11 protein-coding genes and 2 tRNA genes are annotated in these 14170 nt (G+C 44.4%); 6 read left to right on the top strand and 7 right to left on the bottom strand.

Going from position 1 to position 14170, the window contains the following annotated elements; genetic code table 11:
• Positions 1 to 119: 119 nt before the first annotated feature.
• The 6 genes from mraY to rsmH form a co-directional block, all read right to left on the bottom strand.
• The gene (mraY, locus tag ACP69U_RS10240) at positions 120 to 1238 is read right to left on the bottom strand and encodes a phospho-N-acetylmuramoyl-pentapeptide-transferase (protein WP_055125376.1); all 1119 of its coding nucleotides are present in this window, start codon (positions 1236 to 1238) and stop codon (positions 120 to 122) included.
• A 3-nt stretch (positions 1239 to 1241) separates the two neighbouring features.
• A complete protein-coding gene (locus ACP69U_RS10235; protein WP_426138484.1) occupies positions 1242 to 2702 on the bottom strand; it encodes a UDP-N-acetylmuramoyl-tripeptide--D-alanyl-D-alanine ligase in 1461 nt (486 codons plus the stop codon).
• Between the two features lie 283 nt (positions 2703 to 2985).
• Positions 2986 to 4695, bottom strand: a complete 1710-nt coding sequence (locus ACP69U_RS10230) for a UDP-N-acetylmuramoyl-L-alanyl-D-glutamate--2,6-diaminopimelate ligase (protein WP_426138483.1) — start codon at positions 4693 to 4695, stop codon at positions 2986 to 2988.
• Between the two features lie 71 nt (positions 4696 to 4766).
• The gene (locus tag ACP69U_RS10225; RefSeq protein ID WP_426138482.1) at positions 4767 to 6875 is read right to left on the bottom strand and encodes a peptidoglycan D,D-transpeptidase FtsI family protein; all 2109 of its coding nucleotides are present in this window, start codon (positions 6873 to 6875) and stop codon (positions 4767 to 4769) included.
• Positions 6872 to 7369 carry a cell division protein FtsL gene (ftsL, locus tag ACP69U_RS10220; RefSeq protein WP_201502867.1) on the bottom strand — a complete coding sequence of 166 codons (498 nt, stop codon included), beginning with the start codon at positions 7367 to 7369 and terminating at the stop codon, positions 6872 to 6874. The genes ACP69U_RS10225 and ftsL overlap by 4 nt, the downstream gene beginning before the upstream one ends.
• A gap of 245 nt (positions 7370 to 7614) precedes the next feature.
• Positions 7615 to 8619, bottom strand: coding sequence for a 16S rRNA (cytosine(1402)-N(4))-methyltransferase RsmH (gene rsmH / locus ACP69U_RS10215; protein ID WP_201605894.1), 1005 nt, complete (start codon positions 8617 to 8619; stop codon positions 7615 to 7617).
• A 515-nt stretch (positions 8620 to 9134) separates the two neighbouring features.
• Between rsmH and gltX the strand changes: the two genes are divergently transcribed.
• The 4 genes from gltX (at position 9135) to ACP69U_RS10195 (ending at position 11607) form a co-directional block, all read left to right on the top strand.
• Positions 9135 to 10664: a glutamate--tRNA ligase gene (gltX, locus tag ACP69U_RS10210; protein ID WP_426138481.1), complete on the top strand. Its 1530-nt coding sequence runs from the start codon at positions 9135 to 9137 to the stop codon at positions 10662 to 10664.
• Between the two features lie 144 nt (positions 10665 to 10808).
• Positions 10809 to 11186, top strand: coding sequence for a hypothetical protein (locus ACP69U_RS10205; protein WP_426138480.1), 378 nt, complete (start codon positions 10809 to 10811; stop codon positions 11184 to 11186).
• 122 nt (positions 11187 to 11308) lie between these two features.
• Positions 11309 to 11384: transfer RNA gene (locus ACP69U_RS10200), tRNA-Ala, on the top strand.
• Positions 11385 to 11531: 147 nt separating this feature from the next.
• Positions 11532 to 11607 (top strand) — tRNA-Glu (locus ACP69U_RS10195).
• 160 nt (positions 11608 to 11767) lie between these two features.
• Here the strand turns inward: ACP69U_RS10195 and ACP69U_RS10190 are convergent.
• Positions 11768 to 12067, bottom strand: a complete 300-nt coding sequence (locus tag ACP69U_RS10190; protein WP_201605842.1) for a hypothetical protein — start codon at positions 12065 to 12067, stop codon at positions 11768 to 11770.
• Positions 12068 to 12352: 285 nt separating this feature from the next.
• On the opposite strand from ACP69U_RS10190, the gene ACP69U_RS10185 reads away from it, so the two are divergent.
• Positions 12353 to 13006 carry a LysE family translocator gene (locus ACP69U_RS10185; RefSeq protein WP_426138479.1) on the top strand — a complete coding sequence of 218 codons (654 nt, stop codon included), beginning with the start codon at positions 12353 to 12355 and terminating at the stop codon, positions 13004 to 13006.
• Positions 13007 to 13083: 77 nt separating this feature from the next.
• A complete protein-coding gene (locus tag ACP69U_RS10180) occupies positions 13084 to 14046 on the top strand; it encodes a hypothetical protein (RefSeq protein ID WP_201612381.1) in 963 nt (320 codons plus the stop codon).
• Positions 14047 to 14170: the final 124 nt, after the last annotated feature.

Genomic DNA, 14170 nt, shown 5'->3' with positions numbered 1-14170 from the left:
TGCAGAAAACAAACCATTAGCAACCAAACATTAGCAACCAAAAAAAAGCCACCTCAACTAAAGTGAGATGGCTTTTGCGTACATGATATTCATATTAATGTTCGAGCGATATGGCTGTATTAACGCAGTTTTAAGGTCATGAGCCCAAGGATGACGAGAATAATGGCAATAATCCAAAACCTTGCCACCACTTGCGTCTCTTTCCAGCCAATTTCTTCAAAGTGATGATGCAATGGTGCCATCCGAAAGACGCGCTTTTTACGCAGCTTATACGAGCCAACCTGTAGCATGACCGACAGTGCTTCGGCGACAAATAGACCACCCATAATAGCAAAAGCGATTTCTTGACGGGTCATAACGGCAATCGTACCAAGCATCGCCCCGAGAGCAAGCGCCCCCACATCGCCCATAAATACTTGGGCTGGATGGGCGTTGAACCATAAGAAACCAAGCCCTGCACCAATCATCGAACCACAGACAATGAGAACCTCGGAGTTATAGGCAATATAAGGCACATGCAAGTAATCAGCAAAGCGTACATCACCTGATACATAAGCCATCGCGCCCAAACCTGCCGCGACCAAGACCACGGGCAAAATAGCTAAACCATCCAAACCATCGGTTAAGTTGACGGCGTTAGAAGCACCATTAATCACAAAGTAGGTAAAGATAATAAAGCCAATACCAAACGGCACTGCCGAAAAAGGAATCATCCAATCTTTAAAAATCGGTAGCAGCAAATCCTGCATCTCACGCGTGGTCGCGATATCTGGCTGCAAGGTGGCGATATAATACAAAGACACACCGACGAACAAAGCACCCATAGAGAGCCAAAAATATTTCTTGCGAGCAATTAAGCCTTTGGGATCTTTATACTTAATTTTTAGCCAATCATCTGCCCAGCCGACCGCGCCAAAGATAATCATGACAATGAGCAAAATCCAAACGTACGGATTATTCAAACGCGCCCATAGTAAGGTGGACACGCCAATCGCACTTAAAATCAGAACCCCACCCATGGTCGGCGTACCAGTTTTCGCCAAATGCGATTGCGGACCATCATTGCGAATCGCCTGACCATATTTCAGTGCACGCAGACGTCGAATGACACGCCCACCAAAAAACATGCTAAATGCGAGGGCGGTAATGACCGCGAGTAACGCTCTCAGCGTCAACGAAGAAACCGCAGAAAACGGCGTGTAATACTGGCCAAGCCAGCCAAACAACCAAACTAACACCGCCTACTCCTCGATTAGCGCATTGATAAGGGTTTCCATTTGCATGGAACGAGAACCTTTAAACAGCACCGTACAAGGCTGCGCCTGCTGCGCTTGCAAATACGGCTTCAAATACGCCAATAAACTGTCTTTATCGGTAAACGCATGGGCATTGATGTCAGAAACCTCTTGTGCACCCGCCACGGTAAAAGGCGCGTATTCACCAACACACAGCAGCACATTGATGCCCGTTGTCGCGATCGTACGACCCAAGCTTTGATGCTCGCTAACCGCCGCCTCTCCCAGTTCTGCGATATCGCCCAGCACCATGACTTGCGTGCCCGTTTGCGCCGCTAGTACTTTTGCTGCCGCTCGCACCGAATGCGGATTGGCATTATAGGTATCATCAATCAAGCGATGCATACCCAGTAATTGACTGTTCAAGCGCCCTTTAGCAGGACGTGCATTTTCAAGACCGACGACGATATCACTAACATCGATATTTAGTGCATGGGCACAAGCAGCAGCGGCTAAAGCATTATTGACATTGTGCTCGCCCGCTAGTGGCAAGTTGATATCATGGATTTGATTGCCGATATGCAGCTTAAATTCACTGCGTTCAGGCTCGACATCTAAATGGCTAGCACTGACATCAGTATTACCAAAGCCAATCACGTGTGACGTATATTTTTCAGCGATACGGCGTAATTGATTGGTAAAATCATCTTTATCAGGAACGATCGCAAATTGGCTGTCATTCAAGGTATGGTAAATCTCAGCCTTGGTTTGGCAAATCCCTTCACGGCTGCCAAACTCACCCAAATGCGCCGTACCAATATTTAAGATACACGCGACATCTGGCTTTACAATCTCGGTAGTATAAGCAATTTCGCCAATATGGTTTGCGCCAAGCTCTAGAATAGCATAGCGATGATGGTCGGATAATTCGAGCAACATCATCGGCACACCCAAGTCATTATTTAGGTTACCACGGGTAATCAATGTCGGTGCTAGTCTGCCAAAGATACTACCGAGCATCTCTTTACAGGTGGTCTTACCGCTAGAGCCAGTAATAGCAATGACGGTTAAATTTTGATGCTGTTGACGACGATACGCAGCCAATTGTCCTAACGCCAAACGGGTATCGCTCACCACTAACTGCGGAATGCTATTTGCATCCGCCGTAGCAATAGGGCGGGCGACGATAGCCGCAACCGCACCTTGCGCGATGGCAGTATCGAGATAATCGTGACCATCAAAATTATCACCCGTTAACGCTAAAAATATATCACCAGGTTTTATCGTACGGGTATCGGTGGCGATACGAGTGCTCATGACATCATTTACTGAAGTGTTTTCTGAATCGGGTTGATCTTCACTCAGTTGCCAATGTCCACCCAGTGTTGCGGTTGCTGCGAGCAGGTTGTCTGCTTGCCAAACATACAGCCCTTGCGACTGAATGCTGTTATCGTTGTCGGCTGTCATAATGATTACCTTATATATGATGACTACTTATTTATTTTTTATAGTTAACGACTAGGGCATGTCCTCAATTCAATCGATTATTATCTAAATGGAATAAAAATGGCTAAATTTTGCCAAACATCGTCAAATAGCTTATTAATATCTCGATATTATTTGCGCTACTTTCCTTGTTTGACGGCAATTTATCTCATTTTTATTACCATTTTTAAAATAAGGACACGCCCTAATACTTTTTAGATAGCATGAAAAACTGACTGTAAGCGCTATTATTTATCTATAAGTGCTATACACGCCTTGCTTGTTTTAAGGCGTTTTGCAAAATAACACTGTCGTCAAAATCATAACGAACATGGTTAATTTCTTGATAAGTCTCATGACCCTTGCCAGCGATCACGACGATATCATCAGCCGCTGCTTGATTGACCGCATATTCAATGGCGGTTTGGCGAGCAGGCTCAATATAGGTACGCTGATATTGCTCACTCGTCATGCCTGCTTGCATATCTTGCAATATTGCATTGGGATCTTCGGTGCGTGGGTTGTCTGCCGTTAACACGACTTTATCCGCGCCTGCCAATCCTGCTTGCGCCATCAAAGGACGTTTGCCCGCATCACGGTCGCCACCGCAGCCAAACACTGCCCAAAGCTGACCCTTACAATGGGTCTTTAGGCTGGCAAGCACTTGGCTTAAGGCATCTGGCGTATGCGCATAATCAACGATAAAGCAGCCATCATTAGACGGCACACGCTGCATACGTCCAACTGCACCTTGTAGCTGCGGCACCACTGCGGCAATACGCTCAAGGCTAATGCCTAAAGCGACGGCAGCTGCCATTGCGGCAAGCAAATTGGCAACATTAAAGCGCCCGAGTAATGGGCTGACGATACCTAAATGATTAACTTCGCCATCGCCTAAATCTGTACGTAGCGTAATCTCGACACCTTGTAAGCTTGGTTTGATTTCAGCCGCAACAAAGGTCGCAGATTTTGATGGTTCTAAACTGTACGTCCAGACCGTTAAATCACTGGCATGTGCGGTGTCGAGCATAATCTGGGCATGTTCATCATCGATATTGATAATGGCATGAGTCAAATCTGGAAAATGCGCTTTATCAAACAGTCTAGCTTTTGCTGCTGCATACTCTGTCATATCGGCATGATAATCTAAGTGGTCACGGCTAAGATTGCTATAAATCGCCACCGACACTGGCATACCTTGTAAACGCTGCTGATCCAAACCATGTGAGCTGGCTTCCAATGCCAATAACTCAGCATTCTCTGTACCCATTTGATATAAAAATTGCTGAACCGCTAAGGCATCACCCGTGGTATGGCTGGCTTGCACCAGAACACCAAGCCTGCCATTCCCTGCCGTGCCCATGACTGCGCTGCTCATGCCAGTCAGCTGCGTCAACTGCGCCACCAATTGACTGATAGTCGTTTTGCCATTAGTGCCCGTCACCGCAACCACAGTTGGCAAGGTCACGGGCTGCTGATACTGCAAACGCGCTTGAATGAGCGTTCCTAAAAAATCACGAATATTGGGCACGTATAAAACAGGGCAAGGCAGTGCTGCTAATTGCCGCTGCGCCTTAGAAGCACTATCATTTAGTAAAGTGATATCGGCGTGATTTGATATGCTAGTCGTGCTAAGCAAAGCCGTGGGATCTATTTCTGATAGGATAAAAGCCGCATTTTCAGCGGCTTGATAGAGGTAGTCGCGACTTTTTTGACAGTTTGGTATGTGGCTTTTTAATAACACAAACACATCGTTCGGCTCTAGCTGACGACTGTCTAAACGAAACTGCAGGAATGGAATATCAAGAAACGAATTGATTGGTTTTGAATCCGCCCCAATCGATGTCGTCTGAGTCGATAGTTTTTGCAATGCCTGCTCTATACCTACACCATGCCTGCTATTGCTACTACTAGATTCAGTCAGCTGTTGCAAGGTGACTGGGCTGATGCTTGGCGACGAGGGTGACAGGGTCATTGGCAAATCCTATACGGTTAAAACACATCAAATAGTTAAAAACTGAACATTAAAAAAACTTACGTTTAAGCCTATAAATCTTCCGTTTTTAACGGCTTATCTAAGGGTACATTGTATAAACGCAGCGCCTCTTTCATGACATTATGAAAGACTGGCGCGACTGTTAAACCAGCATAAATCTGACCACGCGGGTCTTCGATGAGCATCACGCCGACCAGCCTAGGGTTAGATGCGGGCGCAATACCAGCAAAAACGTTACGGTATTGGTCAGTATAGTAGCCACCTTTTGGATTGATACGGCGCGACGTCCCTGTTTTACCAGCGACGCGATAACCGTCAATAGCAGCACCTTTAGCCGTACCACCCGGTTCGGTGACACTTTCCATCATTTGTACGATAGACATCGCTTGCTCGTGTGCCATGATACGCTTGCTTGGCTGCGGCTTGTCATCTTTAATAAGGGTCAATGGGTGCATCACACCGCCTGCCGCCAGCGCCGAATAAGCCTGCGCGACCTGAGCCAATGTTACCTGTAGACCATAACCATAACTAACCGTTGCACGTCTTGATGTTTCTTTTTCTTTTGGTGTGACAACCAGCCCACTGCCTTCCCCTGGGAACTGTAGCGGTGTCTTTGAACCAAAACCAAATTGCTTTTGCATATTGGTAATGCCATCAGCTGGTAAAGACAAAGCAATCTTAGTCGAGGCGACGTTACTAGATTTCTGTAATAGCGTTGCCATCGTGATCCGCCCTAAATTATTATGGTCACGAATGGTATAACCACGGACACGAATAGAGCCAGGATTGGTATCGATTAAGGTAGTGGCGGTATATTTTCCTGAGTCTAAAGCCGCTGCAACGGTGAATGGCTTCATGACTGAACCGGGTTCAAAGACATCGAGCAGCGCACGGTTACGTTGGTTTTCACCAGTCATCTCATTCAGGTTATTAGAATTAAAAGATGGCCATGTTGACAAGGCAAGCACTTCACCCGTTTGCACATCAACAATCATGCCTGTTGACCAGCGCGCTTTTTGCAAACGCCCTGCTTTCTCTAGTTCTTTATAAAGCAAATACTGCAAGCGCGAATCAATGGTCAACGCCACATCTTTACCTGGTATTTCTGGTTCAATCTGTTTAATTTCTTTTAAACTGTTTTGTTTGGCGTCTTTTAGCACCAACACTTTGCCATCATCACCTGCCAGCTCAGTCTCATATTGGCGTTCGATACCAGCACGACCTTCGTAACCACCTTCAGGATCGCTGACATTTTGACCCATAAAACCCAATAGCTGCGAGTTTGGTTGTGGCTGCGGGTAATAACGTTGGAAGAAGTTTTTTTCATAGACGCCAGGAAAATCAAGGGTGCTGACACTTTGGGCAATCTCAGGCGTTACTTTATTCAGTAGCGGCAAATAGTGCGAGCCTGCACCCGATGGCAGTGCGGCTTTAACTGCTGCTTCATCGGTTACATCAATACTGTCATCGATAGCAGTAACTTTTTTCAGCTCAGTGACCGAAATATTCGCAGCAGCTGCAAGCGTGGTCAGATCCATATTATCCAAACGCTTTTGCATACGCGCAACCAGCTGTGGACTCTCAGGATTGGTGATAATAATACGCTTAAGCTCGTAATATTCGCGCGCGTAATCATGCGGACTAAAGGAGACCGTCGCCAGTGGTGCACTGACTGCAAGTGGCAAATTATTGCGATCGGTAATCATACCGCGATAGGATTTTTGCGTGCGTACGCTAGTGATGAGCTCATCACCTTTGTCTTGATAAAACTGGGCATTGGCAACTTGTAAATAATAAGCACGGGCTATCAGCAAACCCAAGACAACCAATGCAATGACCCAAATAGTACGGAAACGGTTTTTGTCTTGCTCAAAACCGCCGCGAGAGGAAGCGCCAGATGCTTTACCCAAAAATCCTCTTTTATTTTTCAGGTTTTTGACACTGGTATAAGCACCTTGCTCTTCACTCTTTTTCAATCGATCAAACAATTTAGCCTTACGGTTGCCAGAGGATTTTTTTGCAGCCGTACTGCCTGTTTGTCCCGATTTGGCTGCACTGGCAGGACGTAAGGGCTTAGTCACCTTACCGCTAGTTGGCTTTTTATTCGCATTTTTTGAGGTCGTTTTACCGCTATTGGCATTAGGTTTTTTATCACTCATTGTCCTGCCTCCGCTACCGTGGCATCGGTGATAAGAGCGTCAGGCGATATATCCGTAGCAGCTCGTGGTTCGATAACGTCAGACTTATTCTCATCTGAGTCAGTATCGACGACTGGCACCTGTGCTGTGGCAACACCCGGTTGGATAATGAGCTTATCTTTTAGCGTCGGTGAAAACATGCCCAGTTCAGCCACCGCACGGCTAGCGATTTGCGGCGTCGCACTAAAAGTCTGCTGTTCAATGAGCAAACGCTGATGTTCGACTTGCAGATTACGCTCTTGTTTTTTCATGTCTTGCAAGGTTTTATAATCCTGATGATATTGCTGAACGCCTTCGGCTGTTTTGATACCGCTCCACACAATCGCCACTGCTAACAGCAATAGCACCACTACATAGATACTAACCACATTAAATCGGCGCACAAATAGCTCGCCGATATCGGTGTTATGCGGCATTGCAGCGCGACGGTTTGCGGGTTTGTCAGATATTGCCATGACGCTCTCAAAAAGTGGACTTCAAGTATGAAAATTGGCAACTGTTTTAGAGCGGTAAGACGCTTTGTACAGAACCATCAATAAAGTAAAACCAAACGAAAAAGGAACAGCCGAGCCTAGCAGATAATGTTTACAGATTTTTAACAGCCGCGTAAGTATTCAGACTTTCTATCCTACTTAATTGACGGCAACCAATCACCAGCAACTCAGCCAAACACCCTCTCTATAACATCACGCTACCTGTGTTATTGCTCGACACTGGGTAGATAGTCGGTATCAGTACGAGTCGCCATACGCAACCACGCACTACGCGCGCGTGGGTTTTGACTGGTTTCAGCTTTGCTTGGACCCACGCGTTTAGGCTTGCTAAAGTAGCGTGGACGATTGGGCGGCATCGGCAAATTCTCATCCTCTGGATATTGCCCTTTACTATGACGCTGCAAAAACTGCTTGATACGGCGATCCTCTAACGAGTGAAAACTAATCACTGCCAGCTGCCCGCCTGCCTTCAAAATCGGAATACTTTGTTCTAAAAAGTCGTCAACATCGCCAAGCTCATTGTTAATAAAAATGCGCATCGCCTGAAAACTCTGAGTCGCTGGATGCTTACCGCGCTGCCAATTAGGATGCGCCACTTTAATCACTTCAGCCAATGCCAAAGTAGAGTCATAACTGTCCATCTGCTTAATAGCACGGGCGATGCGGCGACTATGGCGCTCTTCGCCAAAATCATAAAGCACATTGGCCAAGGTTTCATCATCGACTTTTTCAAGCCACTCAGCGACCGACTGCCCACGGCTGGTATCCATACGCATATCGACCGCCCCGTCGCGCATAAAACTAAAACCACGACTGCCATCATCAATTTGCGGCGATGAAATACCCAAATCTGCCATTAAGCCATCAACTTGCATGATACCCATTGCCGCTAGACTATCCGTCAACGTCGCAAAACTATCGTGCACCACTTTCACGCGACTATCGGTCTTTGCCAATTCACGCGCGACGCTAATCGCCGTTGGATCTTTATCAAAAACAATCAAGGTTGCGTCATCGGCCAACTGACTTAATAGTAGTCGGCTATGACCACCACGCCCAAAGGTTGCATCAACGTAGATGCCACTCATCTGCAAGCTATTTTGGTTGTCACTGCTTTGTTCTGCATCGTCTGTTTGCTTTGGGAGCGCTTTGACACCCAGCACTGCCGCGACGGTCTCTTGCAATAGCACCGCATCATGAACAAAGCTCAATTCATCAGAGTTGGCTTTATCAGTGACAGGCTCTTGAGTCGGCTGATTAGTAGAGTCACTCTCTACCACAAAGTCGTTTTCCACAACAGACAGCTCAGCCGCTGATGCAGCATTAACAGTGGCTAAAGAAGAATCTATTTTAGAACCTTGCTTAGTATTCGGCGTAATTTTTGGCTTATTATTCAATATGGACACAAACGACTCAGTAGATGACGACCATTTTGGTCAGTAAGAGTGAAAAATCAGATGAAAATAAACAAGTTATGACTTGTCTAACATTATTATCGCAAGGATACACGGGTAGTCAAGCGCTAGACGGGCATTTCGTTAAAAATATTCCATCTCTCTGTTATACTAGCGCTATATTTTACGCTATTTTTCTACATTGACGGCTATTGTTTCATCCGTATTTTTTATTCAAACTTGTCATTCATATTTATCATTAGCATTTTTCACTGCTATTTTTTTTCATTTTTCACTGCCATATTCATTAACTAGCCTATTCTGAGAATTTTATGATGCAATCATCGACTTCAACTAACAGCACGCGCCCTGTCCGCACCCGCATTGCGCCATCGCCTACTGGCTTTCCGCATGTCGGCACCGCTTATATTGCCCTATTCAATTTAGCTTTTGCTAAAGCCCACGGCGGCGAATTTATTTTACGTATCGAAGATACGGATCAAACGCGCTCAACCGAACAATCTGAAAAAATGATTTTGGATGCGCTGCGCTGGGTCGGTCTCGACTGGGCGGAAGGTCCAGATATTGGAGGCCCGCATGCGCCTTATCGTCAGAGCGAGCGTAGTGATATTTATAAAAAGCACGCCGAACAGCTCATAGAAAACGATCATGCATTCCGCTGCTTTTGTACCAGCGAAGAGCTCGATGCCATGCGAGCTGCGCAAATGGCCAATGGTGAAACGCCACGTTATGACGGTCGCTGTGCCCATTTAGCACCTGAGAAAACTGCGCAATTGGTCAGTGAGGGCAAACCGCATGTCATTCGTATGCGTGTGCCTACCGAAGGCGTCTGTCAAGTACATGACATGTTACGCGGTACGGTTGAGATTCCTTGGACACAAGTCGACATGCAAGTGCTGCTAAAAACCGACGGCATGCCGACTTATCATTTAGCCAACGTTGTCGATGACCATTTGATGGACATCAGCCATGTGCTACGCGGTGAAGAGTGGCTTAACTCTGCGCCCAAGCATCAGCTGCTCTATGAGTATTTTGGTTGGGAGATGCCTGTACTTTGCCATATGCCACTGCTGCGTAACCCAGATAAATCAAAACTGTCTAAGCGTAAAAACCCAACCTCTATCACTTACTATCGTGATGCTGGTGTGCTCCCTGAAGCGTTGCTCAACTACCTCGGTCGTATGGGCTACTCGATGCCTGACGAAGCTGAACAGTTTACTCTAGAAGAAATGATTGGTAGTTTTGATATTCAGCGTGTGTCCCTTGGCGGCCCTATCTTCGATATCGAAAAACTGAACTGGCTCAACGCAGAATGGTTACGTGCATTAACGCCTGAAGAGCTAAAAAATAAAATCCTTGACTGGGCAAATAACAGTGACAAGCTGACGGCTATCGCAGCGGCGATTCAGCCTCGTATTGAGCTGTTGTCTGATGCGGTTAATTGGGGTGGCTTCTATTTCCAAAACTTACCTGCTATCACAGCCGAAAGCTTTACCCATAAATCGCTCACCCCTGAGCAAATTACTGAGATGCTACAACTGGCGCTTTGGCAGTTAGAGACCTTACCGACGTGGACGGAAGAAAATATCTACGCCACCTTAAAAGGTCTTGCGGCTCACCTCGATATCAAGATGCGTGATTTTATGGCACCGTTCTTTATCGCTATCGCTGGTAGCACCTCATCGACGCCCGTCATGAATTCTATGGCGATTATCGGCGCTGATATGACCTTGACTCGCTTGCGCCATGCAGTTGACGTACTTGGCGGTTTGGGTAAAAAGAAACTGAAAAAACTTGAGAAACAAGCGGCAGAATTACCAGATTTTTTGGCAGTAGAATAGTTTGGCAGCTGAGTAATAAATTGGTTGAAAGTTTTTGAAGAAAAAAGGGTCAGGTCAATTCTGACCCTTTTTTTGTCATTAATAGGTACTACTACCCTTCAACTATTAAACATCCTTTATCAAATCTTTTAATTGGAAACAAACATGACCGCCAAAACCGTCACGATAGAAAGCAAAGATTATGTCTTTAACACTCTCAAAGAAGCACAGAAATACTATGATGCCATCGTAAAAGAGCTTTATGATGCAAAACTTACCCTGACAAAGGGTCAGGACTTTGAAGATTTAAAGTGGATATACACCACTTACTGTGGTTATACCAATCATAATGTCGATCGATTGAAAGAATCTGACATCGTTGGCTTTAAAGGAATCAGCACAGTACAACAAAAAGGAGGGCAATATATTCCCACAGAATGTTGTGCCATTATTTTTTCAGATGGCAGTTCTAGGTGTACAGAAGAAGAATTCTTTACCGATAAAGCCATTAAAGAGATTGCCATCAAGCAAAATCCACGCTAATTTGGGCTTATTAAGTAGATAAAATAGCTTTAAACGCTTTTTTTCGAATATTTATGCATTATTTTTAAAATAGTAGTTGACAAGACTGCCGCTCTTACATAAAATACGCACACTCTTAGCGAGGGGCTATAGCTCAGTTGGTAGAGCACTTGCATGGCATGCAAGGGGTCAACGGTTCGACTCCGTTTAGCTCCACCATACTATTTATTGCAACGCTCAGTACTACTGAAACGTAACCATAAATACTCGCTAGTAGGACGATATCAGCACCTAGGCAATGCTTATTTATTAAGCTATCTGATATTGTGAAATACCGTTGTAACCATTGGTTATAACACTCTATGCGTCCCCATCGTCTAGAGGCCTAGGACACCGCCCTTTCACGGCGGTAACGGGGGTTCGAATCCCCCTGGGGACGCCACTATTCGGCGTCACTTATTAGCACTTTTGCTTAGCATCAGATTAGACTAGTAAGCGAACAATAAAAAAGCCCAGTCATCATACGGTGACTGGGCTTTTTTATGTCTGTTGATTTTGTTATATCCAGTTCATTATGGTTTGGATAAGCTGAAATTAATATATCAACGATCATAACAAGAGACAAACTCTCTAATCGCCCAGCCCCAATGCCTGTATTCGCCCTTGTAATAGCCTTCTAAATATACCCACGGACGGTTTTTATTATCGTAAGTGGTATCTGTGACATACACCTCGCGATCATTACGCAGCTGATTAATAACCTTGCCATTAGGTTCATCACGAATATTTAATGGAGTACCCGTCGGATCTGTTACTTTGCAAACTCTCTCGGCATGCGCGGCATTTATCCCAACAGTCGTGGCCAAAACAGATACAGCAATGGTATAAGCCAAACGTTTCATCTCAAATCCTTATTGTAAACAAATGTCTTATTAATCTCTGATATCTTATCAGAGTTCACATTGCGGTATCTGCGATTTTATAAGATATTTACGTTTTATTGATTTCGATAAAGACTGAAGCCATAACCATGCTGAATAGTTTTTAATATCAGTATTTATTGAATGATTTATTCTATTGCCAACCCGTAAGATCCTCGCTACCATCAATCCTATAAGGATTTTATAGAATGTATAAATACTTTATAACGTACAAATTTTTAGGCTTAACACAAGGAAGTTTTAACCATGTTCGGTATTGAGAACTATCTAGGGTTTATCATGGCAGCTATCTTGTTAAACCTGACCCCAGGCACGGATAGCATGTACATCATTACCCGTAGTATTTCGCAGGGGCAAACGGCAGGGTTTTATTCTGTGTTGGGTATTACTTCAGGCATTCTGGTGCATACGCTACTGGCTTCGCTAGGATTGTCCGTGTTGCTGGCTAACTCCCCTACGGCATTTTTGCTCGTAAAATATATTGGTGCCAGCTATTTGTGCTATCTAGGCGTCAAAATACTCATAAGTAAACAACCGCCTTTGATAGCCGCGAGTTTGCAGGATGACCAGAAGCCAAAGCCCGTTCAGCCTTTAGATCACTGGCAAATATATAAGCAAGGTGTGCTCACCAATACCTTTAATCCAAAAGTTGCATTATTCTTTTTGGCGTTCTTCCCTCAATTTATCGATGCCAGTTATGCTTATAGTATGGTGTCGTTCGTCATTTTAGGACTGACCTTTGCTGTCACTGGCTTTATATGGTGCTTATGCTTAGCATTATTGGCGTCAAAATTCAGTGAAAACCTGAGAAAAAACCCCTCTATCGAAGCCATTTTAAACAAGATAAGCGGTGTGGTATTTATTGGCTTAGGAATTAGGCTGTTGACTGAGAAGGGTTGAGTAAATGCGAATCAGAGTATCTAAAGATAGATTTATAAAGCTATACTAACTTCATCGCGGATTAGTTAGGAGAAATGATGAGCATTATTCAGAATGCAATCGATTCAATTCAAATTGGAGTTGAAGATTTTGGAAGTGATGATGGTAGACGTAGTGTGTCTGCTGTAAGAAACATTGCAGCTGGGATTTTATTACTTTACAAAGAAAAGCTTTGTCGATTATCTCCATCTGATAATAAAGAATTGCTGATAAAGCAGAATATTAGGCCTGTGCAAAATGCGAAAGGTGAAATATCTTTTGAAGGCAAAGGTACTAAGACAGTTGATGTCCAGTCCATAAAAGAAAGATTCAAAAGTTTAAACATTACAACAGTAGATTGGGATAGGTTTGATGAAATCAGTAGACTAAGAAACGATTTAGAGCATTATTATACATCCAAATCTCCTGATGCTATCAGAGAAATTATAGCCAAGTCCTTTTTGCTGATTAGAGACTTCCTATCAGAGCATTTGCAAGAAGATCCTCAAGAAATTCTGGGCGATGATTGCTGGACAACTTTACTTGAGGTAAATGATGTTTACTCAGCAGAAGAAAATTCTTGTAAAGCAAGTCTTGATGCAGTCGATTGGAAATATCATTCAGTTGAAATAGCTCTTAAAAACCTTCGTTGTGATAATTGTCACTCTTCATTAATACAAGCTCCACATGCTGAAGATGTTTATCCACTGATTGACCTGCATTGTAAATCATGCGGGGAGGACTTCAGCTTTTATGACGTACTTGAAGAATATATTACAGACTCTTTAGCTGGAGAAGCACATCTAAATATAAAGGATGGCGGCGAATCTCCTTATGACGACTGCCACGAATGCGGAAAAGGCACCTTTATTCACGAAGAGGACTGTTGCGTGGCATGTGGCTATGAAATGGAATACACTGAATGTGAAGTATGCGGAGATGGCCTAAGCTTAGAGGATCAATACAATGAAGGTAAATGTAGTTACTGCCAATATAAATGGGAAAAGTTCATGGCAGAATAAGCTTCGGTAATCCCCCCAATAAATAAGAACACTTAGAAATAGAGATTAACTGCTAAAATATACCAGCAGGAGAATCCTATGAAAAAGACACGCTTTACTGATAATCAAATCGTTAATATCCTTA

The sequence above is a fragment of the Psychrobacter sp. TWR1-1-1 genome (assembly GCF_049895865.1).
In the GTDB taxonomy this organism is placed as follows: domain Bacteria; phylum Pseudomonadota; class Gammaproteobacteria; order Pseudomonadales; family Moraxellaceae; genus Psychrobacter; species Psychrobacter immobilis_A.
Note: the sequence above shows the minus strand (reverse complement) of the source record. Positions and strands in the feature narration are given on the sequence as shown.